This window comes from Corynebacterium antarcticum, from assembly GCF_016595285.2.
GTDB classification, from domain to species: Bacteria; Actinomycetota; Actinomycetes; order Mycobacteriales; family Mycobacteriaceae; genus Corynebacterium; species Corynebacterium antarcticum.
The window spans coordinates 454,868-481,348 of sequence record NZ_JAENIP020000001.1 but is presented as its reverse complement, the minus strand read 5'-3'; the positions used below and the strand labels follow the sequence as shown (position 1 = coordinate 481,348).

Genomic DNA, 26,481 nt, shown 5'->3' with positions numbered 1-26,481 from the left:
TATTTTCCGGTGCACCTGAAATCGCTGACGCTCAAGGGATTCAAGTCCTTCGCGTCTGCGACGACCCTGAAATTCGAACCCGGCATCTGCGCCGTCGTCGGCCCGAACGGATCCGGTAAGTCCAACGTCGTCGACGCGCTGGCGTGGGTGATGGGGGAGCAGGGCGCGAAGACCCTGCGCGGCGGGAAGATGGAGGACGTCATCTTCGCCGGCGCAGGCGACCGCAAACCGCTGGGCCGCGCCGAGGTCACCCTCACCATCGACAACGCCGACGGTGCCCTCGACATCGACTACTCCGAGGTCTCCGTCACCAGGCGGATGTTCCGAGACGGGGCGAGCGAGTACGAGATCAACGGGACGAGAGCCCGCCTGATGGACATCCAGGAGCTGCTGTCCGACTCGGGTATCGGCCGCGAGATGCACGTCATCGTCGGGCAGGGGCGTCTCGCCCAGATCCTCGAGGCGAGGCCCGAGGAGCGGCGCGCCTTCATCGAGGAGGCGGCCGGCGTGCTCAAGCACCGGCGGCGCAAGGAGAAGGCACACCGCAAGCTCGTCGGCATGCAGGCGAACCTCGACCGGCTCACCGACCTCACCGGCGAACTCAGACGTCAGCTGAAGCCACTGGCCAGGCAGGCGGAGGCGGCGAAGCGCGCGGCGACGGTGCAGGCCGAACTGCGGGACGCCCGCCTCCGGCTCGCCGGTGACCAGCTTGTGCGGCTGCGCGCCGACGCCGAGGACGCGGAGGCGAAGGCGGAGCTGCTCGCGGCCCGGGTCCGCGACGTCACCGAACAACTGGAGGAGGCCACCGGCGGGCAACTCGAACTGGAGGAGGAACTCGCCCGGCTCACGCCCGAGGTCGAGGCCGCCCAGAACCTGTGGTTCACCCTGTCGGCACTGGCCGAACGCGTCTCCGCGACGGTGCGCATCGCCGCCGATCGCGCCGCGAACCAGGTCTCCGACATCCGATACTCCGGACCCGACCCCGATGACCTGATACGCCGCGCCGAGCACGCCGACGAGGAACTCGCCGGTCTCGAGGAGGCCGTGGAGATGGCGGCCGAGCGCCTCGAGTCCATCCGGGAGGAGGTCGAGGAGCGCGAACAGACCGCCCGCGAACTCGAACGTGAGCACCTCGCCCAGATGCGCGCCATCGCCGACCGGCGGGAGGGCGTGGTCAGGCTGCTCGCCGCGGAGGAATCCCAGCGCAGCCGGATCGAGGCCGCCGACGCCGACATTGAACGGCTCACCGAGCAGCTCGAGGAGACCCTCGGGCGGGCGGACGCCGTCCGCGCGGAGGCCGAGGCCATCGCCTCCCGGATCGAGAGCTCGTCGACCGACCGCGAACCACTGGAACAGGCGCACACCCGCGCAGCCGCCGAGGCACAGGCCGCCGAGGCGAGGCTCAACCAGCTGCGCGACGCCGAACGCGCCCTGGAACGCCGGGTGTCGTCCCTGACCTCCCGGATCGACACCCTCGAATCCACCGTGCCCACCGTCGACGCAGCCGAGATACTCGGGGACGGCTTCGCACCTCTGGCCACCCTCATCCGCCCGAAACCGGGAACGGAGAAGGCCGTCGCCGCGGCCCTCGGCCCCGTGGCGGAGGCCGTCGCCGGTGACATCGACGACACCGTTCTCGGGGAACTCGACGGCGCGGACATCCCCCGGACCACACTCATCGACACGACCGGTGCCGGGAGCGGGGACTGGCGCCTCGACACCGATCTGCCGGCCGGATGCACCTGGCTGCTCGACCACCTGGACCTCGACCCGGGCGTGCGCACCGCCGTCGTGAGGCTCCTTGTCGACGTCGTCCTCGCCGACGACGACACCGCGGCCCGGAAGGCCGTCGGCGACGACCCCAGGCTGAAGGCCGTCACCGGCGCCGGCACGCTGCGCGGACACGGGTGGCTGACCCTCGGACAGGGGGCCGGAACCGCGGTGGAGATCACCGCGCAGATCGACGCCGCCCGCGGGGAACTCGCCACCGCGGAGGCGGAACTCTCCGAGCTCGCAGGCACCCTCTCCGGCGCCGCGACCGCGGACGAGGAGGCGCGGGTCGACGCCGCGGCGGCGAAGGCCGCGCTCCGTGAGCACGACCGCGACCTCGAGACCCTCAACCGGGATGCGACCCGATTGGCCAGGAGCCACGAAGTGGCGCGCGCCGAACACCAGCGCATGGCCTCGCGCGTCACCGCAGCGGAACTCCGCCGGAACGAACTGGCCGGACAGCTCGAGGAGACCCTCGACCGCCTGACCCGCGTCGAGGACACCGATGAACCCGACGAACCCTCCACCGCGGCCCGGGACGAGGCCGCCTCCGCGCTCGCACAGGTCAAGGCCATGGAGGTCGAGGCCCGCCTCGCGCTGCGGACGGCCGAGGAACGCGCCGGGCAGCTGCGGGGGAGAGGCGACGCGCTGCGCCGTCAGGCCGAGCACGAACGGCAGGCCAAGGCCCGGCACGAGAGGGCGATGGCCGCCCGTCGGGCGGCGGCCGAACTCGCAGCCGCCGTGGAACGCGGTGCCCGGGAGGTCGCGGATCGCACCGCGGATGCCACCGCTCGGGCCGCGGCCCGGCGGGACGAACTCAACACGGCCCGGGCCGACGTCACAACACGGCTCGCCCGTGCCAAGGATGCGGTGAACGCCGCACGGATGGAACTCAACCGGCTGACCGACACGGCACACGCCTCCGACATCGCCCGCAGCCAGGCACAGGTGCGCATCGAACAGGCCGAGGAACAGATCACCGGGCAGCTGGGTCTGACGGTGGAGGTCATCCTCGCTGACTACACCCCGGGCGAGGACTTCGACCGCGCCGCGGAGAAGAAGCGCCTCAAGCGCGCGGAGAAGGATCTCGCCTCCCTCGGCAAGGTCAACCCGCTCGCCCTCGAGGAGTTCAAGGCCCTGGAGGAGCGCTACGAGTACCTCGCCACGCAGCTGGCCGACGTGGAGCAGGCCCGACGGGATCTCACCGGGGTCATCGAGGAGGTCGACGCGAAGATCCTCCAGCTGTTCACCGACGCCTGGCGCGATGTCGAGGACGAGTTCCCCCGCGTGTTCTCCACCCTGTTCCCGGGCGGGGAGGGGAGGCTGGTGCTCACCGACCCGGACGACATGCTCACCACCGGCATCGAGGTCGAGGCCCGGCCCCCCGGAAAGCGCGTCAAGCGGCTGTCGCTGCTCTCCGGCGGGGAGAAGTCCCTCACCGCACTCGCCATGCTCGTGGCGATCTTCCGGGCACGCCCCAGCCCGTTCTACGTCATGGACGAGGTCGAGGCCGCCCTCGACGACGTCAACCTGCGTCGCCTGATCAACCTGTTCGAGGAACTCCGCGAGTCCAGTCAGCTCATCGTCATCACCCACCAGAAACCCACGATGGACGTCGCCAACGTGCTCTACGGCGTGACCATGCGCGGCGACGGCGTCACCCGCGTGATCAGCCAGCGGATGTCGCCCGCCACCCGTGCGCGGGACGACACCGATGAGACCTGACCGACCCCAGGTCGGGCATCGAACCTGCTGCTCAGGGGCGTGGGCCATGGGCTTCAATGGTGTCCGCGCGTGCCGCGGACGGGGGCGCTAGAATCGAACAGTCTGCTCGGCAGGCCAACCATCCACCGGCACACTCCAAGGGGCACACACGACGTCATGAGCGGCAGCGCCAATCCGATCGCGGACCTGAACGACCCCCTCCTCGGCTGGGCATCCCAGACCGAACTGAAACTCGCACAGGTCCTCGCCGACCGGGACCGGGTCACCGGAACGGGGCTGAAATCCGATGACATCGAGTGCATCGAACGCTTCTACGGGACGTTCCTCTCCCGCCAGATGGCGGCCGGCGCGACGATCACCGGTCTCGTCGACGTCACCCCGACCGTCGCCGTGGTCACCCTCGTCGCGCGTGCCGCACGGATGACCGACCGCTCCAGCTTCTTCGACGAGTACCTGCACGGCCTCGGTCTGGCCCCCACGGACGGCCTCACCGCAGAACTCGCCGGGGTCACCGTCGATCTCGTCCGCCGGGTCGGGCTCCGGATCCCGGACGGTCTCGGGGCCCCGGTGCTGCTGCTCGCGACCCACGCCGGCGTCACCGGCAACGAGGTGCCCGGTCTGCTCGAACTCCTCGACGCGCTCGATGATTCCGGGCGGGAACTCACCGGCCCGGACACGGTGTCGATGCTCGCCGACGGCAGCTACGCGGAGAATCTCCCCGCAGACGACGAGGACGATGATCCGGAGACCCCGCTGCCGGTCACCGCAGACGTCGCCGCGGCGGCCCCGGAGATCCTCGCCGATGTTATGGCCGGTGTCATCGAACTCAGGGAACTCACCCGCACCGATCCCCGCGGTTGGCGCGCGGCCCTCGCCGGACAGGACAATCGCGGAAAGGTGACGCTGCCGGTGCTTCTGCGCGGTGCGGTCGCCGCTGAACTGCGGGAACGCCCCGTCGGAACCGCGGGCCGGGGCTCCGCCGTCGGCGTCGCGACCCGGGAACACACCCCGCGCATCATCTTCGACGCCCACCGCGGCAAGGTGTGCCTCCGGCTGCCCGAACAGGCGCTGCCCGAGGGCCAGGACGCCGAGGTCCAGTGGCGTGTGTCCGTCGAGGGCACCACCCGGATCTACCGCACCGGCCGGAGCTGGGGAGAGACCGGCGGATTCTCCGAGCTGCTCGACCTCCACGTCGAACGCCAGCTCCGCGAGATCACCGTCGCCGACATCACGAACGACGCCACCTGGGTCGTCCCGGTCGTCGACTCCGACGATCCGGTCCTGGTGTTCTCCGTCAAGGGGCAGAACCTCACCGATCTCGCATCCCTGCACCACCCCGCGCTGATCGTCGTCACCCCGGACGACTCCCGCCTCGTCGACGTGGTCACCGGCGAGGACATCCCCGTCGTCTCCTCCCGCGCCGTCGACGGCTGGGCCGGGTGGACCGCCCGCCGCGTCGACTCCTCGCAGGCCGCGTCCCTCCAGGTCCTGCGCCCGGGTCAGACCCCGTCACCGATGCACAACGTCCGCTGTGTCGACCCCCGGCAGCGCGTCATGTTCCGCGACCCCGGGGACCCCGTCGCGGACCTCCGCAGCCTCGGCGGACTACCCATCCACTCCGCCTCACTGCTGGCCGAGTTCCCGCCGACGGTCTCCGGCGCCGAGGAGACCTGGTGGCTGTCCATCTCCGCGTACGCCGGAACCGGGCACGCCGGCGAGGAGGTCGCCCCCGCCGAACCGCTCATCATCCCCGCCGAGGGTGGGGTCTTCGACATCTTCGACCCCGAGCTCTACGATGCGCCGTGGGTGGGGGAGTACCTCGTGCGCCTCCGCGGTCCCCGCAACGAGTCCTTCCGCCACGAGTACGCCATCGTCGAGGGACTCGACACCACCACCGACATCCACGGTGCCTGCCGGTCCGTCCGGATCCCCGCCACCGGCGGACTCAGCGAGGCGAGCTGCACCATCCGGCCCGGGGTCAAGCCCTTCACCGCGCAGCCGCGCACCATCCACGTCGCCCCGGACGAGGCCGGAGGCGACGTCGTCATCACCACCGACGAAGGTGACGCGATGCCGCTGCGGTTCACCCCGCCCCGGCTCACCTTCGAGGTACCCCTGACCACCCAGCCCCCGATGTGGCGGACCACCCGGCTCGTCTGCGGTCCCCGTCAGTTCGACGCCGGCGGCGTACTCCGTATCCGCGCCACCGGGGAACTCGGTGACCCGAAGGTCACCGTCCGCAACCATCACGGCGCGCCACTGCGCACCGTGCGGCTCACCGCCGAGGACGGGATCACCTACACCGCGCCCATGGCGCAGCTCGCCGCATCCACCGCCGTTCTGCCCGGCGGACGGATGGAGTTCGAGTGGACCGACCCCCGCAGTGACCGCCGGGTGTCGGTGAACCTCGCGCTCATCGATCCCGCACCCCACGCCACCGGTGTCGCGGTGGAGGACGGACACCTCGTGTTCGAGGGGCTCGCCCGGGACCGTGCCCTGGGTGCGTGGGTGTGGCCCGCGACCGCCCCGTGGGTGTTCGCTCGCACGATCCCCGTCACCGGTGAGCGCACCGAGCTCCCCGCCGATTTCATCGGTGCCGGTGAACTCACCGTCCAGCTCCACTCCGCGGACTCCTTCTCGGTGCTGCGCGCGCCGATCGTGCCCGGCGCCACCGCGCTCACCGCGCCCCAACCCGGTCACTACACCGGCAGCAGTGGGCCGCTGAACGAACTCTCGGCGTTCCTCTCCGGTGATTCCGAGACCGCGCCCACCGACTCCTCCGTCATGCCGGTGCTCTGGGATTTCCTCGCCGGATTCACCCCGGACACGGGCGTGACCACCGAACCGGGCAGTGATGCCGCGGTCGGTGCGGTCCAGCTCCGAAAAGCGGTCAGCACCGCGCTCGCCGCGAACCCGGCGGCCGCGCTCGCCGGGCTGTCGGCATCCCTCGTCCCCGGCGAAGCGCAGCCCGGGAAGGTCGTCGTCGCCGGACTCGTCCACGGCCCGTTCGCCGCACTCGCCGTTGATCCCGGTGCAGACGACGGTGACGCGGGGGAGCACGGCACCGCGCCCGTGCCCGACCCGCGGGACGCCGCCGTCGCGATCCACCGCACCGCGTGGATCGGCACCCTGGAACTCCTGGCGCAGCTCCCCGCCGTCCACGCCGCCGTCGAGGTTGGCGAACCCCGTACCCGGCTCCGTGCGCTGCTCGACCGGCTCGAGGATGTCGCCGGAAAGCGGCTCGTGGAGACCCTGTCCACGGGACGCGACGCGACCCTCGACACCGCGTGCATCGATCAGTCCACCGTCCAGATCGCCCGGATGGACGAGGCCCAGCAGGAATCACTGCTCAAGATGTTCTTCGCTCAGGCGGAGATCGTTCCCGGCCCCATCATGGACGACAGTGCCCGGCTCCTCGCAGTGTTCGAGACGTTCAACAAACGCCACGAACTCAACGACCTGCTCGCCGACCGCGAGATGGTGACCTCCGCCGCGGCGCTGATGAAGGCGATGCGCGGCGCGAACCGGCGTCTGTACTCCTCGGCCCGAGTCCGCTTCGACAAGCTCGAGGGCGTGGACACCGACTCCGGTGCGAACACCTGGGCACTCGCCCCCGTCGTGTCCCTCGTCTTCGCGCTCGCCGCCCGGATGCACGCCCACGGGCTGATGGGCAAATCCAAGCTGCTCACCGCGGCGACCCCCGGATGGAGCCGTCTCGCCGACCTCACCCCGGAACTCGTCACCGGAGACCTCATCGCCGCCGAGGCGATGGTCCTCGCCGTCACGAACCCCGGGATCGGGGACTAGGGGCAGGGAACACGGACCCCGCGGAACCGGGCATCCGGCTTCGCGGGGTGCACACGGAGATGTGCCAGAGTTGCCGGCCCGGGTGTCCCGGTGCGCCCGGACGGCGTGGGGAACCATCCGCCGCCGGAATCACGGTGATCTCCGTGAGATGAGCGAGGCCCCGGGAGCGCACGCCTCCCGGATGTGAAACCATGTACGCATGGACAACCTGCAGAACGTGATGGATCAGTTCGCCACGAACCCGACCTACCAGATCATCGCCGGCATCGTGCTGGTGTCGCTCATCGTCATACTCCTTATCGTGTGGGGGCTGAAGCGCAAGAAGGCCAAGACGATCAGCTTCGGTGAGAGGGATGAGCTCGAAGAGCCGAAGGAGCTCACCCAGGCCGAGAAATCCGGCAACTACACCGCACAGGGAGGCTTCAATTTCGCCCCCGCCGTCAAGGACAGGGCGGCTGAACCGGAGCCGGTTCTGCGTGATGGCGCCGTGGCGCCGGAGAAGCCCGGCGGGGAGCGGGCGGCGACTGCCCCGACCCGACGGGAACCCGCCACCGGGGACCAGGTGAATCAGACACCTCAAGCCGGGGAACCTGCACCTCAGGTCAGCCCCATACCGGCTCCGGCGCCCGAAGCGAAACCAGAATCCGGATCGAAGCCCGCGCCCGAACCCGGGCCGGAGGTCGCACCGGAACAGAACGTCGACGAACCGCAGCGCACACCGGCTCCGCCCGTCGGTGCTGAGTCTGTCTCCGACGCCCACCCCGTGCAACAGCACGCCGTCGCTCCGGAGACCCCGGCACAGACCCCTCAGCACGGCGACTCCGTGACCCCGATCCCGGCACCGGTGGAGCCGGAACCCGTGGATGAGAAGGCCGACGTCGAGCAGGCTGTCTCCCACGACGAGCCGGAGCCGGTCAACCCGGAGGACACGACCCCGCAACCCGACCGGACCGGTTTCGCCGCGACCGCACCCGAAGGTGCCGCGGACACCACCGACGAGCCGTCCGACGCTGAACCGGCAGCCCCGATCTTCCGGGATCTGGCCGACGACACCGATGTCGTCGACGCCGACACCTACGCAGCCGAGGACGAGAAGGCCGACGTCACGGAGGAACCGGAGAGTGTCGAGGACGCCACCGACGATGATCCGCGCGTGATCGAGGCCGCGGAGGCCGCAGAGTCCGCACAGGCCGCCGCCGAGGCCGCGCGCGCCGAGACGCCCGCCCCCGCGGAACCCGCGCAGTCGGAGTCCGTGGACGCCGCCACGCAGCGCAACATCGACGAGATCGCCCCCGCGGAGGGGCGGCTCGGCAAACTGCGCGGCAAGCTGTCCCGGTCGCAGAACGTCATCGGCCAGGGCGTGCTCGGCATCCTCACCGCCGGTGACCTGGACGAGGACGCGTGGGAGGAGATCGAGGACACGCTGCTCATGGCTGACCTCGGCACCCCGACCACGATGCGGGTCGTCGACCAGCTCCGCGACAAGATCGCCGCGCGCGGCGTGTCCAGCGAGGCGGAGGCCCGCGCCATGCTGCGCGAGACCCTCATCGAGGCCTGTAAGCCAGAACTGGACCGCTCGATCCGCGCGATGCCCGCCGACGGAAAACCCGCCGTGGTTCTCGTCGTCGGCGTCAACGGCACGGGCAAGACCACCACGACCGGCAAGCTCGCCCGCGTGCTCGTGGCGATGGGCCACAACGTGCTGCTCGGAGCCGCGGACACCTTCCGTGCCGCAGCAGCGGACCAGCTCGAGACCTGGGGGCGCCGGGTCGGTGCACGCACGGTGCGCGGCAAGGAAGGTGCGGACCCGGCATCCGTCGCCTTCGACGCCGTCGCCCGTGGCGTCGACGAGGGCGTCGACGTGGTGCTCATCGACACCGCCGGCCGCCTGCACACCTCCACCGGCCTGATGGACCAGCTCGGCAAGGTCAAGCGCGTCGTGGAGAAGAAGACCCACGTCGACGAGGTCCTGCTCGTTCTGGACGCGACGGTCGGACAGAACGGCCTGACCCAGGCCCGGATCTTCCGCGACGTCGTCGACATCACCGGTGTGGTGCTGACGAAGCTGGACGGAACCGCCAAGGGAGGCATCGTGTTCCAGGTCCAGGAGGAGCTCGGCGTTCCGGTCAAGCTCGTCGGACTCGGTGAGGGCGCGGACCATCTGGCCCCGTTCGAGCCGGAGAGCTTCGTCGACGCCCTGCTCGGCTGACCACCGCTGCTTCAGACGAACGAGAACCGCCCCGGGACAATCCCGGGGCGGTTCTCGGTGTTCAAGGTGGCCGCCGGTGGTGGCGGAGGTGCCTGCTCCCAGGGCGTGTCTCCTACTGAAGGGTCCTGCGAATCCTCGCGAGACCCTTCACATCTCGTAATTTCCGAAGCGAAAAGAGATTATCGGCTCACTCTTGAAGATCGGCCCCTGAATAAGGTGATTGCCCGAGCACTCAGCGTCGTCCGTATATGTCAAGTCCATCAGCTCGAGCCGCAATGCTCCTGGAAATCACCGGCCCTGCCAGCATCAGACCCCACCGCCACGACCTCCAACCACTCCACCGGCATCCACACAGGTGCCACAGACACTGCAGAAAAATCCGGAAACACCCCGGTTCGGGTTTCGCCCCGCAACCCTCCCATGGGGAAGGCACCGGGACGCATGATCCCCGCGCTCACCCACAGGACAACCCCCGCGGCCAAAGCAGCCCACGCCACAGCTTGACCATGACGAGCTTTCCGCGCGAGCTGACCCACGACAAAGACAACACCCGCCAGCACAACCGGGACGATGACCTGGACAGCAACCGGCCCGACACCAAACACCAGAGGCACACTCGCACTCAAGTTGGTCGGTGCATCCACAGCGAGCACAGCAACAGCGACGCCGACAACCACCGCAGAAGCACTACACGCCAGCAGAGCGGGGATAACGCGTCGGCGCGCCCACATTCCCCAGAGGATGCCGATACATGCGGCATTGGCCACACCATAAAACATCCGGTATTCGTGGGTACCCGCATAATTGCGCTGATTCCGCTCGAACCCGAAGCTGGCCGCCCACCTGACATGAGCCACCGCAATCACTGTGGCGGCTATCCACGCAACCTCGCCGACGATGACTCACGCACGTCGCGGCATCCGCCAGGACAGCTCGTGTGTCCATGGGGCGAGGATGCCGGCGACTGCCAAGCCACCAGCTGCGGACAAGCCGTATCTACTGACAACGGTGTGATCCTGCATCGGCGGTGCACCCCACCAGCCTGCGGGTAGGTGCAGGTCTGTCGGCCGCGAATGGGTGAGCGCCATGTGAATGCCGACGATCCCCACAGGCCCCACCAGGTTCAGACGCGCATACATCGGCAACTCTTTGGGATGAGAGGGGTGCCGGACGCATTTTTCTGGTCAGATGCGTTTTCCATGAGTTCTTCCCTCCTGGAGAGTGGCACGATCGCCGCGCGAAGGCGCCGGGGCAGCAGACCCCCGGTCTTCGACGCCGACCTCCACAAGGGACGAAACATCGTCGAGCGGTCCTCTGCACCGGTCAAACAACGGAGAGGTCTGGCCACCCGCTACGACAGGAATGCCATCATCTAACGCGGCGCCGTCATCCTCTGCGCCACACTGACCCGGCTACGCCGAACGGGAGACACGCCCTAGCCGAGGAGCTTGAGGAAGGCGCCCATCCACGGGCCGTTGTCGTTCCAGGCCCGTGCGGTGACGAGGTTCCCGGAGGTGACGTCGGCGGCGTCGACGTAGGTGGCGCCGGCGTCGGTGACATCGGGTTCACACATGCCGAATGCCGCGCACTCGCGGCCGTCGAGGACGCCGGCACGGGCGAGGATGAGGGGGCCGTGGCAGGTCGCGGCGACCGGCTTGTCGGCGTCGAAGAACGCGCGGACGATGTTCAGGACGTTTTCGTTGAGTCGGAGGTACTCGGGCGCGCGACCGCCGGGGATGATGAGTCCGGCGTACTCGGCGGGGTCGACGTCGTCGATGGCGACGTCGGCGGGCCACATGTGGGCGAGCTTTTCGGTGTACGTGTCGAAGTCGTCGGCGAAGTCGTGGACGACGAGCTGGATCTTGCGGTCCGTGCTCTGGGCCGCGATGACCGGGGTGTATCCGGCTTCGCGGAGCCGTTCGTGGGGGTAGAGGACCTCGAGGGTCTCTCCGCCGTCGCCGGTGATGATCAGGATCTTCTCGCTCATGGGGTAACCCTCCCGGGGCTGGTTGTGGGGGTCGGGGCCGGTTTCCCGGCCCGATGAGCCTCAACGTAGCAGCGCGGGGGAGCGGATGTGTCGGGTTCCGCATTCTCGGAGGTCGTGCATCGGGTGGAGAGGGGGACGGGGGTAAAACCTGTCCAGTTATAGAAAACTAAACCTGTCGGACTATAGTTAGAGCTGTGGTGAAGGGGAAATCATCTTCCCCTCACACGTGGAGGGTCCCGAAAACCGATGGGGCCCGCGTACGACCAGGAGGCCCACCGTGACCCCAGACATGACAATGGCAGCATCAGGGAACGCCTCGTGGATCCTCATCTCCGCATCCCTCGTCCTGCTCATGACACCGGCGCTGTCGTTGTTCTACGGCGGCATGTCGAGTCAGAAATCCGTGCTCAACATGATGATGATGTCCTTCGGCGCACTCGCCGTGGTCACCGTCATCTACATTCTCGTCGGCTGGTCGATGTCCTACGGCACCCACTCCTTCGGTGGATTCGTGGCCGATCCGTTCGAGTTCTTCGGACTCCGGGACTCGATCGTGAACCCGGACGGCACCTATGTCGTCGGCGCGGCCGGCTACGCCAACGTGATCGACATCGGGTTCCAGCTCACCTTCGCGGTCATCTCCTGCGCCCTGATCTCCGGCGCACTCGCGGACCGGGTGAAGTTCAACTCCTGGCTGATCTTCATCGGGGTGTGGGTCACCCTGGCCTACTTCCCGCTCGCACACATGGTGTGGGGCGGGGGACTGCTCAGCCACCATGACGGCAGCATCTCCGCCCGGATCTTCGGCACCGTCGTCGAGGAGGGCGAGCGGATCGCCCGGATCGCCCCGATCGACTTCGCCGGCGGCACCGTCGTGCACATTTCCGCCGGCACCGCGGCTCTGGTCCTCGCCGTCATCGTCGGACACCGGCGCACCTTCCTCAAGAGCGTCCAGCGTCCGCACAACCTGCCGATGGTCATGCTCGGCGCCGGGTTGCTCTGGTTCGGCTGGTGCGGATTCAACGGCGGTTCCGCCTTCGCCGCCAACGGAATCGCGGGTCTGGCCTGGCTCAACACCACGGCCGCCGCGGCAGCCGGCATCGGCGGCTGGCTCATCGTCGAGCGCATCCGGGACGGCCGCGCCACCTCCCTCGGCGCCGCCTCCGGTGTTGTCGCGGGTCTGGTCGCCATCACCCCGGCCGCAGGCGCCCTGACCCCGGTCACCTCTCTGATCCTGGGGGCGGTCGGCGGTGGACTCGCAGCACTGGGCGTCGGACTCAAGTACCGCTTCCGGTTCGACGACTCCCTCGACGTCGTCGGCGTCCACCTCGTCGCCGGGCTCTGGGGCACCGTGGGTGTCGGACTGCTCGCCACGGACACCGGGTGGTTCACCGGAGGCGGTTGGGCCGGATTCCAGCTCTTCATCATCCAGATCCTCGTCGCTCTCGTCGCGATGGTGCTCTCCGGTGTGGCCACCGCGGTGATCGCCCTCGCGATCAAGTCCACCATCGGTTGGCGGATCGACCCGGAGGCCGAGCACAACGGCATCGACTTCGCTCTGCACGGCGAGTCAGCCTACGAGCAGGCCGGTGGCGCGATCCGCTGATCCCCACCGGCCCCGACTACCCCGGGCGGTAGAGTGGCCGGGAGAACCCGCTCCCGGCCCCTCCAAACGCTCCCCAGCGATCCCCAGGAGAAACAGATGAAACTCGTCACCGCCATCGTCAAACCCTTCACACTCAACGACATCAAGCAGGCCCTCGAGCAGATCGGTGTGCACGGCATGACCGTCACCGAGACCCAGGGCTTCGGACAGCAGAAGGGGCATACTGAGGTCTACCGCGGAGCGGAGTACGCCGTCGACTTCGTCCCGAAGATCCGCATCGAGATCGTCACCACCGACGACCGCGCCGAGGAGGCCGTCACAGCCATCGTCGACGCCGCCCGCACCGGCAAGATCGGCGACGGGAAGGTCTGGGTCACCACCGTCGACGAGATCATCCGCGTCCGCACCGGCGAACGCGGAACCGACGCGGTCTAGCCCCGTGCAGGACAGTCCCGCGGACACCTCCGCCCCGCCCAGCGCCCCCGAACTCCGGGAGACCGCGTTCACGCGGGCGCTGGGCATCATCGCGGACATCGACATCCCCGCGGGATGCGCCCTCGCCGCCACGGGATCGCTGGCCCGTGGCGAACTCACCCCGCAGTCGGACATCGACCTGATGCTCCTGCACACCGGCCCGGCGCCGGCCGAGGCCGCCGACATCTGGTACCCCGTCTGGGACGCCCACATCCGCCTAGACCACTCCGTCCGCACCCCGGACGACTGCGTGAGCATCGTCGCGGAGGACACCACCGCGGCACTCGGCCTGCTGGATCTGTGCCACCTCGCGGGCGACGAGGACCTCGTCGCCGACGCCCGCAGCCGGGTCCTCCAGCAGTGGCGTCGTACCCTGCCGAAACGCTTCAACCACATCACCGACACCGCCATCGACAGGTGGCGCAGGTCCGGATCCGTGGTCGCCATGACCCACCCGGACCTCAAGCACGGGCGGGGCGGACTGCGGGACGGGGAACTCATCGCGGCCCTCGCGCTGGGCAACCTGTGCGACGCCCCGCCACTGGCCGAGCAGCGCGGCCTGCTGCTCGACATCCGCACCCTCCTCCACGACGAGGCCCGCCGCCCGCGGGACGTCCTCGACCCCGAGTTTGCCCACGACATCGCGCTCCGGCTCGGCTATCCCGACCGCTACGAACTCGCCCGCGCCATCGCGCGTGACGCCCGCGCCACCGATGACGCCCTGACCGATGCCCTGGCCACAGCGCGCTCGATCCTCCCGACCCCGGGCGGCATCCGCCGGACCCCGCGCCGCCCACTGGACGTGGACGTCGTCGACGGGGGCGGATACATCACCCTCTCCCGCGACCCGGACATGGACGATCCCTGTCTGGTGCTGAGGGTCGCGGCGGCCGCCGCCCGGACCGGGCTGACCGTCCCGGACGCGGTCTGGGGCCGGCTGCGACGGGTTCCCGCGCTCCCGGACCCCTGGCCGGCCCACGCCGCCGACGACTTCGTGGCGCTGCTCGCGTCCCCCGAGCACACGGAAACCATCATCGACGGCATGGACCGGCACGGCCTGTGGACCCCCCTCGTCCCCGAGTGGTCGCGGATCAGGGGGCTGATGCCCCGGGAGCGCAGTCACGTCCACACCATCGACCGGCACCTGATCGCCACGGTCCGCCGGTGCGCCGAATCCACGGTGGACGTACCGCGGCCGGACCTCCTGCTGCTCACCGCACTCATCCACGACATCGGCAAGGGAGCCTCCCGGCCGCACTCACAGGTGGGTGCGGAGATCATCACCCGGATGACCGCGCGGATGGGCCTCGGGTTCCGGGACCGGTGCTGCGCCCAGACCGTCGTCGCCCAGCACACGACACTGATGAAGTTCGCGCTGCGCCGGGACCCCACCGATCCGGAGACGGTCCGCGCGCTGCTCGACGCGGTCGGCTACGACCTGCTCACCCTCGATCTGCTGCAGCAGCTCACCCGCGCCGACGCCCTGTCCACCGGTCCCGGTGTGTGGACCGCGCGCGTGGAACAGGCCGTGAACCTCCTCGCGGCAGGTGCGCGCCGGGCCCTGACCGCGGTCGTCCCGACCCGTCCCTTCGTCACCGCCCCGACACCGCTCGGGCTGACGGCACGGGACAACGGTGAACTCCGGGTGCACTGGCGTGGCGCCTACCAGCGGGAGATCGTCCGGGTGCTCGCGCTCATCGCCGCGAAGGAATGGAACATCCAGGGCTCCCGCATGGTGACCGACGCCTCCGACGGCACCTGCCGGGCGGAATTCGACGTCCGGCCCCGGGCGATGAAACGCCCCGACGACATCGATGAACGGGCTTTCATCCAGGCCTACGCCTCAGGTGTGTTCTCCACCCTGCCGGAGGTCCGCCCCGCGGCGACGGCGACCGCATGGACCGGCCGGACCCTCGAGGTCCGCACCATCGACCGGCCCGGCGTGATCGGTGCGGTGATGAGTGTCCTGCCCGACATCGACTGGATGGAGGCCGCCACACCCGGGGCGACGATGGTCGCCCGCTTCCGGCTGCGGGGCGGTGCCGCCGACCGTGCCAGGATCGAACGGGACGTCAACCGGGTGCTCAACGCCGCCTGACGCGGCCCACCGTGACCGGTCACCTGCAGGTAGGGTGCCGTGGTCGCGTGGGCTACCATGGTGAAACTACCAGTGTTGTCGAGCCGCCCAATAGGGGAGTGGAACGTGTTTGAGTCTCTGTCTGACCGGTTGACCGGAGCCCTGAAGGGGCTGCGGGGCAAAGGCAAGCTGAGTGAAGCCGACATCGCCGCCACCGCGCGCGAGATCCGGCTCGCCCTGCTCGAGGCCGACGTCTCCCTGCCCGTCGTCCGCGGCTTCGTCAGGCGCATCAAGGAACGCGCCGCGGGTGCGGAGGTCTCCGAGGCCCTCAACCCGGCGCAGCAGGTCATCAAGATCGTCAACGAGGAGCTCGTCGGCATCCTCGGCGGTGAGACCCGTCGTCTCCAGCTGGCGAAGACCCCGCCGACCGTCATCATGCTCGCCGGTCTGCAGGGTGCCGGTAAGACCACCCTCGCCGGCAAGCTCGCCCACCACCTCGGCAAGCAGGGGCACACCCCGATACTCGTGGCCTGCGACCTCCAGCGCCCGGGCGCCGTCCAGCAGCTGCAGATCGTCGCCGAGCGCGCCGGGGTGCCCTGTTTCGCCCCGGACCCCGGGACCGCCGTGGACTCCTCCGACCACGAGATGGGCACCTCCCACGGTGATCCCGTCGACGTCGCCCGTCGCGGTATCGAGGAAGCCCGGGCGAAGCAGCACGACATCGTCATCGTCGACACCGCCGGTCGCCTCGGCATCGACGAGACCCTGATGACGCAGGCCCGCGACATCCGCGACGCCGTCGACCCGGACGAGGTCCTCTTCGTCATCGACGCCATGATCGGTCAGGACGCCGTCCAGACCGCCGAAGCCTTCCGCGACGGTGTCGACTTCACCGGTGTCGTGCTCACCAAGCTCGACGGCGACGCCCGCGGCGGCGCCGCGCTGTCGATCCGTGAGGTCACCGGCAAGCCCATCATGTTCGCCTCCACGGGCGAGAAGCTCGAGGACTTCGACGTCTTCCACCCCGAGCGCATGGCCAGCCGGATCCTCGGCATGGGCGACATGCTCACCCTCATCGAGCAGGCCGAGTCCATGCTCGACCACTCCAAGGCGGAGGCCACGGCCGCGAAGCTCGGCTCCGGGGAACTCACCCTCGAGGATTTCCTCGACCAGATGCTGATGATCCGCCGGATGGGCCCCATCGGAAACCTGCTGAAGATGCTGCCCGGCGGCAAGCAGATGAATGAGATGGCCGACATGGTCGACGAGAAGCAGCTCGACCGCATCCAGGCCATCATCCGGGGCATGACGCCCGCGGAGCGCGCCAACCCGAAGATCCTCAACGCCTCCCGGCGCAAGCGCATCGCCGCCGGCTCCGGTGTCACCGTCTCCGAGGTGAACCAGCTCGTCGAGCGCTTCTTCGAAGCGAAGAAGATGATGGGCCAGATGGCCGGCCAGTTCGGAATGCCGGGCATGGGCCGGAAGGCGACGAAGAAGAAGCCCAAGGGCCGCAGGAAGAAGAACGGCAAGCGCAAGCCCCCGAAGAAGGGGCCCTCGCAGCCGCAGATGCCGGGCGGGATGCCCGGTGGCATGCCGGGTATGCCCGGGATGGGTGGCGCCGGCATGCCGAGCATGGAGGAACTGCAGGGGCTGCAGGAGCAGATGGGCGGCGGTGGCAAGCTGCCCGGGCTCGGTGGGCTGGGTAAACTCCCCGGAATGCCGAAGATGCCCAAGGGGATGGAGAACATCGACCTGGACAACCTGGATTTCGGTCAGGGCGGGAAGAAGAAGTAGGGCACCGGCCCACCCGGGATCAGAACAGGGTGGTCTGGTCCTCCGGTGCGGGCGGGGAACCGAAACGGCGTCTCGCCGCGCGTTCGGCCACCCCGAGGTGCGCGGCGATCTGCGCCCAGGACGCTCCGGACCGCACCGCACGGCTGACGGACTGCCGCAGTCGCTCGACGGCCTCGACCTCCTCGATACTGGCCTGCTGGACCCGGAGGAGATCCCGGACCGCACGTTCACTGGTGTTCATGTCACCCAACCCTGCCAGATATTCGGGCGGACGCCGGGGAGACGCGCTCGGTCCGGGCCCTGATCGTTGGATCCTTCCCCGGACAGCTGGTACAATTTTCCAGGTTGTCGAAGCGGCGGACTCCGTCGCTGAACCGCCGGTGAACCGGTACCCGGATCTTTTGCGGGTGACTCGGCGAAGTTCCCGGTTGGCCGGGGATTTCACCGGCCGTCCACGGCAACGAGCAAGAAACTTTCCTGCGTAGCACCGTCCCCGACCCCGGTCGGCCGGTGGTCACGCGCAGGTTAAATCCAAGGGTTGAACCGGCCCGCCGATCCGGCGGGCGTCTGTACTGCCCGGTGACCGAACAACAAGAAGGAGCCTCACATGGCCGTCAAGATCAAGCTGCAGCGTCTCGGTAAGATCCGCACCCCGCACTACCGCATCGTCGTCGCCGACGCCCGCACCCGCCGTTCCGGCAAGGTCATCGAGAACATCGGCATCTACGAGCCGAAGTCCGATCCCTCCGTCATCAAGATCGACTCCGAGCGTGCACAGTACTGGCTCTCCGTCGGCGCTCAGCCGACCGAGCCGGTTCTCGCACTGCTCAAGGTGACCGGCGACTGGCAGAAGTTCAAGGGCCTGCCGGGTGCCGAGGGTACCCTGCGCGTCGCCGAGCCGAAGCCCAGCAAACTGGACCTGTTCAACGCCGCGCTCGCCGAGGCCAACGAGGGCCCCTCCGCCGAGGCCATCACGGAGAAGAAGCGCAAGTCCCGCGCAGAGAAGGAAGAGGCAGCCAAGAAGGCCGCCGCTGACGAGGTCAAGGCCGAGGACGAGGCCGAGGAGAAGTCCGAGGAAGCCTCAGCCGAGTAGTTCTGCTCGAGTCCTCTGTTCCGCTCCGGCGGGATCCGGAAAAGCCCGTGGTCACCGATGTTCGGTGACCACGGGCTTTTCGGTGTATCCGGGCTATGGCCGGGGATCTGCCGCGACTCCAGCGGCAGATCCGCCGTGGGAACCTCCGGGGTGCAACCATCGTGGGCGAGGGTCACGGGATCGGACCGACACGTCCCCGGGAAGCCGCTGACCGAACCGTGGTGGGCGCCGACGGTGCCCGGAATTCCGTTCACGCGGGGATGCGGTCCGACGACCGGTTACCACCCGACTCGCCGCGGGAGGACCGAACCCTGTTCTCCGGCCCGCTGGGATGTGCCCCGTACACCCGCGCAGGGTGTCGTCCGGGCCGCAGACGAATTTCCCGTGGTGTCGTCCGGGGCCGTTCGCCCACTCCCCGGGGCTCCGGGGAGTCAGGTGTACTCGGGAAACATCAGACGGTGGACAGCCTGCGGGGTTTGTTGCCGGTGCGGTGGATTCAGCGGACGTCGACGAACTTCGCCGTGATCCACTTCTTCGCCGTGATCAGCAGGACACCGAGGATCACCGAGACGACACCGATGACGATGAAGAAGGTGCGTTCAGAGGAGGCGTCCTCAGGGTGGTAGTAGCCGGCGAGGCTACCGGCCAGAGCCGTGCCGGTCGCGAGGGACATCATCCAGACGGCGAACATCCGGGACGGATAGGCCTCCGGTGCGAGCTTGGTGGCCAGTGAGTTACCGATGGGGGACAGGAGGAGTTCCGCCATGGTGAACAGGAACAGGATCCAGATGATGGCGTAGAGGGGTGTGGAGTTCGCTCCACCGCCGGCGAACGGCAGGAAGAAGAACAGGGAGAGACCGATGATGACGTTGGCGACACCGAACTTCACGGGACTCGACCACTGCCGGTCGCCCAGTTTCGTCCATACGGTGGCGAAGACGACGGAGAACAGGATGATGAAGGCCGGGTTGATGGACTGGACCGTTTCGGGTGCGAGCTCGACACCGAAGATCGTCCGGTTGAGCCGCGTCTCGGAGAAGATGGCGATGACGGTGAACTGCTGCTGGAAGATTCCGAAGAACAGCGATCCCGAGATGAAGATCGGGATGAAGCCGATGAGCCGGGATTTCTCTGTGGCGGTGGTGAGCGGGGAGAAGTACATCTGGCACCAGAGCACGACAGCCGCGATGAGGGCGACGACCGTGACGATGTTGGACAGCCACTGGACCTTCACGGTTCCGGTGCTGACGAGCAGGACACAGGCGCCGACGAGAACGACGGCACCCCCGAACCACAGGGGATACTTCCGACTGGGCAGCGGATTCGGGACATCGTGACCGGCGGCACCGATGGTCATTCCCCGCATGAGCATGTACTGGGTCAGACCGACGGCCATACCCACCGCGGCGAGACCGAAGCCCCAGTGGAACCCGTTGGTGACGCGCAACCATCCGGTGAGAATCGGCCCCGCGAGAGCACCGATGTTGACGCCGAGGTAGAAGATCGAGAAACCGGCGTCACGGCGTGTGTCGGTCCGGGAGTACAACTGCCCCAGCACCACCGATGCATTGGTCTTGACGCCACCGGATCCCAGCGCGATGGCGATGAGACCGATGGCGAGGCCGATGACGCCGGGGAGCACCGCGAGGGAGATGTGCCCCAGCATGACCAGTACCGCGGACCAGAAGAGTGTCCGTTCGGATCCGAGGAAACGGTCGGCCACCAGAGCTGCGGCGAGGGCGGCCATGTACACGAGACCGCCGTAGGCGCCGATGATGGACGTGGCCTGGGCCTTGTCCATGCCGAGCCCGCCTTCGCCCACGGAGAAGTACATATAGTATACGAGGATGGCCTGCATGCCGTAGAAGCTGAAACGCTCCCACATCTCCACACCGAAGAGGTTGGCCAGGCCCCATGGCTGGCCGAAGAAGGTCTTCTCTCTTGCCGGTCCGCCGACCTGCTGTGAGCTAGTCATGTTCCCCATTATGCGTGTTACCTCGCTTTCCCCACTAGGTGGGCCGTGTGTCGCCGCCTGCTCGCCTGACCTGAGGCGCCCCGGACGATCCCCGTTCCTTCCCCACGTACCCGATACACCGGTGGAGCGACGCAGTGGTGGCTGAAGACATCTACCCGGTCATCACCGGGGAACAGCGCTCCTCGGTCATCCGCGCGTGTCCACGGCTGTACCCTGTCTGCATGACCATACTCACCCTGCGTGATCTCGGCGCCGCCCATGGCGCGCGTTCCCTGTTCGAGCATCTCGACCTCGTGGTCGCGGACGGGCAGCGGTGGGGGCTGACGGGACCGAACGGAGCCGGTAAATCCACTCTCCTCGCCGTCTGCGCGGATATGGACACCGGTGCCGAGATCACCGGTGAGCGCCTGCTCTCACCGCCCGATGCGACCGTGGGGCTCCTCGAGCAGGAGGTGGAACGTGAGGAGGAGGGCGTTCGCGCCTTCATCGCCAGGCGCACCGGTGTGACCGGTGCCCTGGAACGGATGGACGCTCTCGCCGAGGCGCTGGCCACCGGGGACGACGCCACCGGTGACGCCTACAGTGCCGCACTCCAGGAATGGCTCGATCTCGGGGGTGCGGACTTCGACGAAAGGTACGAGCGCGTCGCGGAGCGCCTCGGGCTGGATGTCGCCCCCGACCTTCCCATGACGGCACTTTCCGGAGGTCAGGCGGCGCGCGCCAATCTGGCGGTGATCCTGCTCGCCGGACACGACATCCTGCTGCTCGATGAACCCACCAACGACCTCGATCTCGCGGGTCTGGAGATCCTGGAGGACTTCGTCGCTTCCGATCACCGGCCCATGATGATAGTCAGCCACGACCGTGAGTTCCTCTCCCGCACCGTGACCGGCGTGGTGGAACTGGACTCGGTGCAGCGCCAGATCACCGTCTACGACGGCGGTTGGGAGTCCTTCCTCGTCGAACGTGAGCGGGCGCGGGAGCGTGCCCGGGAGGAATACGAGGAATACGCCGACAAGGTCGGGGCCCTGAAGGACCGGGTCCAGACCCAGAAGACCTGGTTGGACAAGGGGACGAAGAACGCGATCCGGAAATCCACCGACAACGACAAACACATCAGACATCGCGCCGGGCAGCGCAGTGAGAAGCAGGCGGGGAAGATCGCCCAGTCCGAACGTGCCCTCGACCGGCTCGAGGAAGTGGAGGAACCGCGGAAGGAATGGGTGCTGCAGATGGACATCGCGGCGGCACCCCGCTCCGGGAACGTCGTGGCGACGCTGGACGGTGCCGTGGTCGATCTCGGTGATTTCCGGCTCGGTCCCGTCGATCTCCAGATCAACTACGGGGACAGGGTCCTCATCACCGGCGTCAACGGTTCGGGTAAATCTACGCTGCTCGGACTGCTCACCGATCCGTCCGCACTGGGATCCGGTGTCCGACTCGGACGCATCGACCAGGCACGCGAGGTGTTCCGCGGTACCGAACCACTCGTCGACGTGTTCGGTGCGCACGAACCCGATCTCGCCACCGCGGAGCTACGGACCCTGCTCGCCAAGTTCGGCCTCACCGGCGACCACGTCCACCGCGCCTGCGACTCCCTCTCTCCGGGGGAGCGGACCCGCGCCGCCCTCGCACTGCTGCAGGTGCGCGGAACCAACCTCCTCGTGCTCGACGAGCCGAGCAACCACCTGGACCTCCCGGCCATCGAACAACTGGAGCAGGCGGTCGAGAGTTTCCCCGGAACCGTCCTGCTCGTGACCCACGACCGCAGGATGCGGGACACGTTCCGGGCGACCCGGGTACTGGAGGTGTCCGGCGGACAGGTCCGGGAACAGCACTGAGCCCCGGCGCGGACACCGGGACTCAGGTGGGGAATGCTCCCGTCGCGGTGGTGGATCAGTGCCGTTCGCCGGTGAGCATGTGGAGCAGGAGGATGCTGCGCTCCTCGGTGGCGTCGGCGGGGCAGTCGACGCGGTGCACGACGTGGTCATCAAGGTGCAGGACGGTCCCGGGTGTCATCCGTACCGTCTCCTCGCCGCAGGTGAAGTCGAGCGTCCCCGTGACGCACTGGACTGTGATGGGGTGGGCGGCCTTGTGGTCGTTGAGCCGCTGACCCGGGGCGAAGCTGAAGGTGATGATGTTCGCCCCGTTGCCCTCGAGAATCCGCTTCACGGCCGGGACCCTGCGGTCCGGATTGGCGGCCGCGGCCTCCTCGACGAGGTCCAGCACCGTCATCGTTCCGGTTGACTCGCGCTCCGGCTCACCGAAGGTATCCGGCTGGTTGACCGGGATCTCCATGTTCCTGTCACTTCCTCTCGAGCACCATACCGATGGCGTTCAGGTTGTCGGCGTAGGTGGTGAACGTGCGGCGCATCGTCATCACCCGCTTACGGATCTCGGGCTGCCGGAGCACGTTGAAGATGATCTTCAGGGTCCGTGGCAGGCCCTCGTCAGCGACCATACGCTTCGGCTCGAGCAGTGCCATCGGTGCGTGGTAGACGTCGACGACGCGGAAGCCGGCCTCCTCCGCCAGCTCGGTCCACTCCGCCGTCGTCAGGGGACGGGCGTTGACCTTGATGGCGCGGGCCAGATCCTTCTGGATGCGGTTCTTGATCACCGGATCCAGGTTGTCCGGGTGCAGACCGAGCTCGTGGATGCCGTACCGGCCGCCGGGGCGCAGGATCCGGTGCGCCTCCCGCATGATCTCCAGCTTGTGCTTGTCGGTCTGCATCGTCAGCATCGCCTCGCCGATGACGACATCGGCAGAACCGGCCTCGAGGTTTGTCTCCTTCGCGGAACCGAGCTGCATCCGGAAGTCGGGGTCATCCTGCGGGAGCTTCGAACCGGTGATCGCGCAGGCGTCCGCGTCCGCGTCGACACCGACGTAGCTGGACGGCTTCCGGGCGAGCAGCTCCGCGGCCGTCACCCCGAGGCCCGGGGCGAACTCCACGACAGCGTGGCCCTCGACGGGCAGGTGGTTGATCACCCACTCCGTGGTCTCACGTCCACCGGGGCGCAGGACCTTCTTCCCGACCCTGGCGAGCAGCCAGTGTCCGGGGGCCTTGCCTGCCTCCCGGTCGCTCGCGGGAAGAGGAGTGCTGGTGTTCTGCGGCTTCTCGGCCGGCTTCTGGGACATGGTGTTCTCCTGACAGCGGGGAAAGAGCGTACACAAGCAAGCCTAATCAAATCTCGTCCACATTCCCGGATGTTCGGGTGCCTGTTCCGGGTCGGTTAGGATCATTGGCCATGGAGAATGTGGAGCTGTTGGTCGGACGCGTGGTGAAGTCCCACGGAATCAGGGGCGAGGTCTCGGTGGAGGTGACCACCGATGAACCGGAGGCACGCTTCGTCGTCGGCGAGGTGCTCACCGGTCGTCAGGGGGGACGCGAGCACCGACTGACCATTGATTCGGTGCGCGGGCACCAGAACCGGCTGCTGATCAAGTTCGCGGAGATCGCCGACCGGAACGCCGCCGACTCGCTGCGCGGCACCCGGTTCTTCGGGGCTCCCCGCGAATCGGAGCCCGGTGAGGAGGGCTTCTACGACCACGAGCTCGAGGGCCTGCGCATCGTGCAGGACGGAGCGGAGATCGGCGAGGTCACCGGCGTCCTGCACGGCCCCGCCGGGGAGACGCTCGAGGTCCGCCTGGACACGGGCAAGGACGTGCTCATCCCCTTCGTCCACGCCATCGTCCCCGACGTCGACCTCGGGGCGGGCACCGCCACGATCACCCCACCGGAAGGACTGCTGGACCTGTGAGCGGGCTGCGCATCGACGTCGTGACGATCTTCCCCGCCTATCTCGATCCCCTGCGGCACGCCCTGCTGGGCAAGGCCATCGAGCGCGGCATCCTCTCCGTCGGCGTCCACGATCTGCGCGACTGGGCCACGGACGTGCACCGCTCCGTCGACGGCCCGCCCTACGGCGGTGGCCCCGGAATGGTGATGAAACCCACTGTGTGGGGTCCGGCACTCGACGACATCGCGGCCGGAACCGGCCCCGCCGCGGTCGCCGACAGACTCGACTCCGCCCAGCCCCACGTCGACCGACCCCGGCACGACGACCTGTCGGGCGCGGACTTCACCGGCTACGACACCCGGCGCGACGTCCGCGACGGGGAGGATGGGACCGCCCCGCTGCTCATCGTCCCGACCCCGGCCGGTGTGCCCTTCACCCAGGAGATGGCTCGCGCCTGGTCCCACGAGGACCACATCGTCTTCGCCTGCGGCAGGTACGAGGGCATTGACCAGCGCGTGGTGGATGACGCCGCCCACCGCTACCGCGTGCGTGAGGTCTCCATCGGTGACTACGTGCTCATCGGCGGTGAGGTCGCGGTCCTCGTCATGGCGGAGGCCATCGTCCGGCTGATCCCCGGGGTCCTCGGCAACGCCGCGAGCCACGTGGACGACAGCTTCTCCGACGGGCTGCTCGAGGGCCCGAGTTACACGAAACCCCGCGAGTGGCGCGGCCTCGAGGTCCCGGAGGCGCTGATCGGCGGCAACCACGCCCACATCGACGCCTGGCGACGGGAGCGGTCGCTGCTCCGTACCGCGGCACGACGGCCCGAACTCATCGAGAAACTACGACTGGAGGACGCCCTGAACACCGACGACGAGAAGATCCTCGCGGACGCCGCACCGCGACCTGTGTCCACCGACCTGAATCTGCTGATCACACCGGGGGAGTGGCGGAAAATCTCGCGGAAGCTGGGCCGGGGTCTCGAGCGGGCCGGCTACCTGGAGGCCACCGTGCACGCCGAGGAGATCTCGCTGTCCTGCGAGCCGGAGAACATGCTCGTCGCCCAGTTCATGCAGGCCGAGGGTCACGCACCGACCTCCGAGGTACTGCACCGCGTGATCGTCAACGGGGTCTCGGCCCTCGATCTCCGGGCCGTCACGAAGGCCGTCGTCGCCCAACTGCCGGAGGACACCTACTGGTACGGCACCTCCGAGGAAGGACACGCCGAGCCCGGCTCGGGCGCCGCCTGCGCCTGGAGACCCTAGCTCTCCTTCTCCTCCCGGAGAGCGTCGAGGTATCCCTGGACGAGCCCCGCCCCGGTGTCGGCGTCATCGACGGTGACGGCGAAATCGGTAGCGGTCCGGCGGGAGAGCACGATCGCCGGCCCACCGCGCAGGACGAGGGCGGTACCGCGTACGCTCAGGCGCCAGCCCCAGCCGCCCCATTCGCGGGGGTCGAGGTCGATCGCGCGGACCCCGGTGATCTTCTCGTGGGGGATCGTGGAACGGATGAGTCCCGGCCACAGCGACCAGGTCAGACCACGGTGGTCGACGCGCACCCGGACCCGGGTGAACATCAGTCCGACGACGACGAGAACGACGCCCGAGCCGACCATCACCCGGTCCGCCCCACCGGTGTCGTCCGGGAACAGCAGGCCGATGACGGTGAACACGGCGCCGATGCCCACCGTCACCGCGATCAGCCACGGGCGGGCGGTCGCGTGGCCGAACCACACGGCGCGCCGGGACGCGGAGACCGGCACCACCGCGGCGACCCGCTCCCCGTCGGATTCCTTCGGCACGGGCGTCGCGGCCCAAGCCAGCAGCGCCCCGACCGCCACAGACAGCACCAGGAACAGCAGGCCCTCGATCGCGGGCAGCCGGGCATCCTGCGGTGAGGGGGCCGCGAGATTGACGTGGACGGTCCGGATCTCCAGTGCGCCCAGGAAGGTCGCGGTGAATCCCGCGCAGCCGGCGAGGAACCGCTGGCGGCTTCCGGCCAACGCGCCCATCAGTGCCGCGGTTCCGATGGTCGTAACGCCGACCACCAGGAGGAACGCGGTGGGGGATTCGAAGCCGTCGGGGGTTCCGTCGGAGGAGAAGTGCGTCGCCAGTTCGCCCCGGTGTCCCTGCGCCATGACGGCGGCGATCACGGTGAGGGTGACGGCGATGAGCAGCGGTACCCCGAGGGCGAGGATCCGGAAGCGGGTCGCGGGATTCATGGGTG

At 68.6% G+C, this 26,481-nt stretch carries 19 protein-coding genes; 12 read left to right on the top strand and 7 right to left on the bottom strand.

What is annotated here, in order from left to right:
* Positions 1-9 precede the first annotated feature (9 nt).
* The 3 genes from smc (at position 10) to ftsY (ending at position 9,511) form a co-directional block, all read left to right on the top strand.
* Positions 10-3,495 (top strand): chromosome segregation protein SMC, encoded by a 3,486-nt coding sequence (gene smc / locus JIM95_RS02115; RefSeq protein ID WP_200257010.1) that lies wholly within the window; start codon positions 10-12, stop codon positions 3,493-3,495.
* Between the two features lie 156 nt (positions 3,496-3,651).
* Positions 3,652-7,302 (top strand): hypothetical protein, encoded by a 3,651-nt coding sequence (locus tag JIM95_RS02110; protein WP_200257011.1) that lies wholly within the window; start codon positions 3,652-3,654, stop codon positions 7,300-7,302.
* Positions 7,303-7,501: 199 nt separating this feature from the next.
* Positions 7,502-9,511, top strand: coding sequence for a signal recognition particle-docking protein FtsY (gene ftsY, locus JIM95_RS02105; protein WP_234034454.1), 2,010 nt, complete (start codon positions 7,502-7,504; stop codon positions 9,509-9,511).
* Positions 9,512-9,771: 260 nt separating this feature from the next.
* Here the strand turns inward: ftsY and JIM95_RS02100 are convergent, their stop codons facing one another.
* Positions 9,772-10,368, bottom strand: coding sequence for a hypothetical protein (locus JIM95_RS02100; RefSeq protein WP_200257012.1), 597 nt, complete (start codon positions 10,366-10,368; stop codon positions 9,772-9,774).
* Between the two features lie 342 nt (positions 10,369-10,710).
* Here JIM95_RS02100 and JIM95_RS02095 point away from each other — a divergent pair, with 342 nt between their 5' ends.
* A complete protein-coding gene (locus JIM95_RS02095) occupies positions 10,711-10,887 on the top strand; it encodes a transposase (protein WP_200257013.1) in 177 nt (58 codons plus the stop codon).
* Positions 10,888-10,946: 59 nt separating this feature from the next.
* On the opposite strand, the gene JIM95_RS02090 is transcribed toward JIM95_RS02095, so the two are convergent.
* Positions 10,947-11,498 (bottom strand): DJ-1/PfpI family protein, encoded by a 552-nt coding sequence (locus JIM95_RS02090; protein ID WP_200257014.1) that lies wholly within the window; start codon positions 11,496-11,498, stop codon positions 10,947-10,949.
* 277 nt (positions 11,499-11,775) lie between these two features.
* Here JIM95_RS02090 and JIM95_RS02085 point away from each other — a divergent pair, with 277 nt between their 5' ends.
* The 4 genes from JIM95_RS02085 (at position 11,776) to ffh (ending at position 17,449) form a co-directional block, all read left to right on the top strand.
* A complete protein-coding gene (locus tag JIM95_RS02085; protein WP_410170728.1) occupies positions 11,776-13,104 on the top strand; it encodes an ammonium transporter in 1,329 nt (442 codons plus the stop codon).
* A gap of 96 nt (positions 13,105-13,200) precedes the next feature.
* Positions 13,201-13,539: a P-II family nitrogen regulator gene (locus tag JIM95_RS02080; RefSeq protein WP_198738207.1), complete on the top strand. Its 339-nt coding sequence runs from the start codon at positions 13,201-13,203 to the stop codon at positions 13,537-13,539.
* Positions 13,540-13,543: 4 nt separating this feature from the next.
* A complete protein-coding gene (locus JIM95_RS02075; protein ID WP_200257017.1) occupies positions 13,544-15,676 on the top strand; it encodes a [protein-PII] uridylyltransferase in 2,133 nt (710 codons plus the stop codon).
* Between the two features lie 105 nt (positions 15,677-15,781).
* Complete coding sequence (gene ffh, locus JIM95_RS02070; protein ID WP_200257019.1) at positions 15,782-17,449, top strand: signal recognition particle protein; 1,668 nt, start codon at positions 15,782-15,784, stop codon at positions 17,447-17,449.
* 19 nt (positions 17,450-17,468) lie between these two features.
* On the opposite strand, the gene JIM95_RS02065 is transcribed toward ffh, so the two are convergent.
* Entirely contained in the window at positions 17,469-17,690 is a 222-nt protein-coding gene (locus JIM95_RS02065) for a hypothetical protein (protein ID WP_200257021.1), read from the bottom strand.
* A 366-nt stretch (positions 17,691-18,056) separates the two neighbouring features.
* Between JIM95_RS02065 and rpsP the strand changes: the two genes are divergently transcribed.
* The gene (gene rpsP, locus JIM95_RS02060) at positions 18,057-18,542 is read left to right on the top strand and encodes a 30S ribosomal protein S16 (RefSeq protein ID WP_200257023.1); all 486 of its coding nucleotides are present in this window, start codon (positions 18,057-18,059) and stop codon (positions 18,540-18,542) included.
* 496 nt (positions 18,543-19,038) lie between these two features.
* On the opposite strand, the gene JIM95_RS02055 is transcribed toward rpsP, so the two are convergent.
* Positions 19,039-20,517 (bottom strand): peptide MFS transporter, encoded by a 1,479-nt coding sequence (locus JIM95_RS02055; protein WP_234034456.1) that lies wholly within the window; start codon positions 20,515-20,517, stop codon positions 19,039-19,041.
* 221 nt (positions 20,518-20,738) lie between these two features.
* Here JIM95_RS02055 and JIM95_RS02050 point away from each other — a divergent pair, with 221 nt between their 5' ends.
* On the top strand, positions 20,739-22,358 hold the full coding sequence (locus JIM95_RS02050; protein ID WP_200257025.1) for an ABC-F family ATP-binding cassette domain-containing protein: 1,620 nt from the start codon (positions 20,739-20,741) through the stop codon (positions 22,356-22,358).
* A 55-nt stretch (positions 22,359-22,413) separates the two neighbouring features.
* Here JIM95_RS02050 and JIM95_RS02045 read toward each other — a convergent pair whose 3' ends face one another.
* A complete protein-coding gene (locus tag JIM95_RS02045; RefSeq protein WP_234034457.1) occupies positions 22,414-22,815 on the bottom strand; it encodes a cupin domain-containing protein in 402 nt (133 codons plus the stop codon).
* A 7-nt stretch (positions 22,816-22,822) separates the two neighbouring features.
* Positions 22,823-23,653: a class I SAM-dependent methyltransferase gene (locus JIM95_RS02040; protein WP_200257026.1), complete on the bottom strand. Its 831-nt coding sequence runs from the start codon at positions 23,651-23,653 to the stop codon at positions 22,823-22,825.
* Positions 23,654-23,763: 110 nt separating this feature from the next.
* Here JIM95_RS02040 and rimM point away from each other — a divergent pair, with 110 nt between their 5' ends.
* Positions 23,764-24,276, top strand: coding sequence for a ribosome maturation factor RimM (gene rimM / locus JIM95_RS02035; protein ID WP_200257027.1), 513 nt, complete (start codon positions 23,764-23,766; stop codon positions 24,274-24,276).
* 5 nt (positions 24,277-24,281) lie between these two features.
* The gene (trmD, locus tag JIM95_RS02030; protein WP_200257289.1) at positions 24,282-25,520 is read left to right on the top strand and encodes a tRNA (guanosine(37)-N1)-methyltransferase TrmD; all 1,239 of its coding nucleotides are present in this window, start codon (positions 24,282-24,284) and stop codon (positions 25,518-25,520) included.
* On the opposite strand, the gene JIM95_RS02025 is transcribed toward trmD, so the two are convergent.
* Positions 25,517-26,476 (bottom strand): SdpI family protein, encoded by a 960-nt coding sequence (locus JIM95_RS02025; protein ID WP_200257028.1) that lies wholly within the window; start codon positions 26,474-26,476, stop codon positions 25,517-25,519. The two genes, trmD and JIM95_RS02025, sit on opposite strands and share 4 nt — an antisense overlap.
* Positions 26,477-26,481 lie beyond the last annotated feature (5 nt).

Bases quoted from the DNA above. Each gene is read 5' to 3' on its own strand.
- JIM95_RS02055 (WP_234034456.1), bottom strand. From the start codon at position 20,517: ATGACTAGCTCACAGCAGGTCGGCGGACCGGCAAGAGAGAAGACCTTC.
- rimM (WP_200257027.1), top strand. From the start codon at position 23,764: ATGGAGAATGTGGAGCTGTTGGTCGGACGCGTGGTGAAGTCCCACGGA.
- JIM95_RS02080 (WP_198738207.1), top strand. From the start codon at position 13,201: ATGAAACTCGTCACCGCCATCGTCAAACCCTTCACACTCAACGACATC.
- JIM95_RS02040 (WP_200257026.1), bottom strand. From the start codon at position 23,653: ATGTCCCAGAAGCCGGCCGAGAAGCCGCAGAACACCAGCACTCCTCTT.
- JIM95_RS02050 (WP_200257025.1), top strand. From the start codon at position 20,739: ATGACCATACTCACCCTGCGTGATCTCGGCGCCGCCCATGGCGCGCGT.
- JIM95_RS02065 (WP_200257021.1), bottom strand. From the start codon at position 17,690: ATGAACACCAGTGAACGTGCGGTCCGGGATCTCCTCCGGGTCCAGCAG.
- rpsP (WP_200257023.1), top strand. From the start codon at position 18,057: ATGGCCGTCAAGATCAAGCTGCAGCGTCTCGGTAAGATCCGCACCCCG.
- JIM95_RS02025 (WP_200257028.1), bottom strand. From the start codon at position 26,476: ATGAATCCCGCGACCCGCTTCCGGATCCTCGCCCTCGGGGTACCGCTG.
- JIM95_RS02090 (WP_200257014.1), bottom strand. From the start codon at position 11,498: ATGAGCGAGAAGATCCTGATCATCACCGGCGACGGCGGAGAGACCCTC.
- JIM95_RS02095 (WP_200257013.1), top strand. From the start codon at position 10,711: ATGAGTTCTTCCCTCCTGGAGAGTGGCACGATCGCCGCGCGAAGGCGC.
- JIM95_RS02110 (WP_200257011.1), top strand. From the start codon at position 3,652: ATGAGCGGCAGCGCCAATCCGATCGCGGACCTGAACGACCCCCTCCTC.
- JIM95_RS02045 (WP_234034457.1), bottom strand. From the start codon at position 22,815: ATGGAGATCCCGGTCAACCAGCCGGATACCTTCGGTGAGCCGGAGCGC.
- ftsY (WP_234034454.1), top strand. From the start codon at position 7,502: ATGGACAACCTGCAGAACGTGATGGATCAGTTCGCCACGAACCCGACC.